This window comes from Flavobacterium sp. A45 (assembly GCF_002001005.1).
Lineage (GTDB): Bacteria > Bacteroidota > Bacteroidia > Flavobacteriales > Flavobacteriaceae > Flavobacterium.
This window is the reverse complement of record NZ_MUNX01000127.1, coordinates 1-2082: the sequence shown is the minus strand read 5'-3', so window position 1 is coordinate 2082 and position 2082 is coordinate 1. Positions and strand designations below refer to the sequence as shown.

Below are 2082 nucleotides of genomic sequence, written 5' to 3'. Positions count from 1 at the left end.
GTAGTGGGGCAGCTTTCTTCGGATTTAGTAGCTAGCATGATTCGACAAGCCAAAAGCAAGAACAAGAAGGTGCTTTTTAGAACAACTGGAACAATCACATTTTCTGATTATGATTTTATTGATTCTGTAGATTGTTTTATCCATCATTCGCAAAAGAATGTAGAACAAATTGAAATGAGAACGAAACATAAATATGTAATTATAGATCAATGTGCATATAATGAAAAATCCTTTTTTGATATCCCTTTTGTGAATAATAAAGTAACTCATTTTTTGACTTTAGCCAGATTAGAGAAAGAAAAGAATATTGATATAGTGATTAAAGCTTTTTTAAAAGCTAAAAAAGAGAATGATGTATTATATGTAGTTGGTGACGGAACAGAAATTGAAAATTTAAAAGATATTGCTAAAAACGAAAAAAATATAATTTTTACTGGATTTATAAAAAACAACGAACTGCAAAAGTACTTTTCATTAGTAGATTGTGTGATTATTCCCTATTATAAGTTAGAAACGGGGCCATTAACAGGAATAGAGGCCATGGCAGCATCAAGACTAATTATATCGGCTACAACAGGAGCTATGCAACAAAGATTGCCGTTTAATTCCTATTGGTTTAACAATTCAATTGATGAACTTGGGGAGCAAATTTTGTTGATTAAAGATTTAACGTCTGAACAGGTTTTGACTTTGTCTCAAAAAATAAGGGATAGATATATGGAGGAGTATTCGGTAGAAAATATAGGGAATCAATATTTAACTATTGTTCATAAAATATTAAATTCATGCGAGTAGGCTTCAACCCCCATAAAGACAAAACTCTAACCGAATCGGATTATTTTCATCAGGTTATTATTCCAGTTTATATCCCAAATCAAGAAGGTTATTTTAAAGATAGTTTCGAAATATTGGGACTGTGTTTGGATTCATTATTTAAAACCATTAACAAAAAAACATGTATTACTATTGTGAATAATGGAAGTTGCATAGAAGTTGTAGCTTATCTGAACGATTTGTTTCATAAAAACAAAATACAGGAAGTAATTCATACTACTAATATTGGAAAACTTAATGCCGTTTTAAAAGGAATTTCGGGGGATAATTTCCCTTTAATTACAGTTTCAGATTCCGATGTGCTTTTCTTGAACGGGTGGCAAGAGGCCAGTTATTCTATTTTTGATTCGTTTCCAAAAACGGGAGCTGTTTGCCCAACGCCTTCGTCGCGTTCTTTGAGAACGTTTACCGCCAATGTGTATTGGGATTTGTTTTTCTCAAATAAATTAAAATGTACTCCAGTTGTAAATCATGACGCTTTAAAAATGTTTGGATTAAGTGTAGGGGATGACAATTTTTATAATCCAGTTCAATTAAAAAAATATTTGACTGTAACTAATGAAGATAAAAAAGCGGTTTTAGGTGCAGGACATTTTGTTACGACTTATAGATCACAAGTCTTCAATAATTTAGAAAGTAGATTTGCAACATTCAAATTGGGAGGCGATAGCGAAGGACAATTTTTGGATCTCCCAGTTGTAAAAAAAGGCTTCTGGCGATTGTCAACTGTGGATAATTATGCCTACCACATGGGTAATGTCTCGGAAGATTGGATGAAGGTTGAGGTGTCAAAATTGATCCAAAATGACAAAAAGAGTACTTTTGAATTAAAACCAATTCAATCTAGTTCAAAATTGGCCTATTTTGTAAAAAGTAAATTGTTTGCCAAATTGATTTTGAATAAAAAAGTAATGCGTTATTTTTTAATTTGGAAAGGGTTGAGTAAAGAAGAGGCTAAAAACTACTTGACATGATTGATAAATCTAAAATAGCTATAATAACTACTGTTGCCAGTTTCAAACTTTATAACAAAACGGCAGCACTTTTCCCTAAAGGTATTGATAAAATAGTTATTGACGGTACTACCGGAATGTATGGTTTGAACAGCATAGATTTTATGTTTAAAAGGCTTAAGAACAAAGAGTATAATTGGGTAATAATGGCAGATGAAGATGTTTTTTTTCATGATTCGGATCTTGTTTTTGAGCTGATTCAGTATATGAAAAATAACAATTTAGATATTTGTGG

The 2082-nt window shown here is 31.5% G+C and carries 2 protein-coding genes and 1 pseudogene; all 3 read left to right on the top strand.

Features of this window, described 5'->3' with window-relative positions; genetic code table 11:
* Positions 1-795, top strand: a 795-nt coding sequence (locus B0E44_RS15500) for a glycosyltransferase (RefSeq protein WP_131828088.1), incomplete at its 5' end; no start/stop codon positions are given.
* Complete coding sequence (locus B0E44_RS15495; RefSeq protein WP_077377285.1) at positions 786-1808, top strand: glycosyltransferase family A protein; 1023 nt, start codon at positions 786-788, stop codon at positions 1806-1808. The genes B0E44_RS15500 and B0E44_RS15495, both read left to right, overlap by 10 nt.
* Positions 1805-2082, top strand: a pseudogene (locus tag B0E44_RS15490) (hypothetical protein); the annotation flags it as partial. The gene B0E44_RS15495 and the pseudogene B0E44_RS15490, both read left to right, overlap by 4 nt.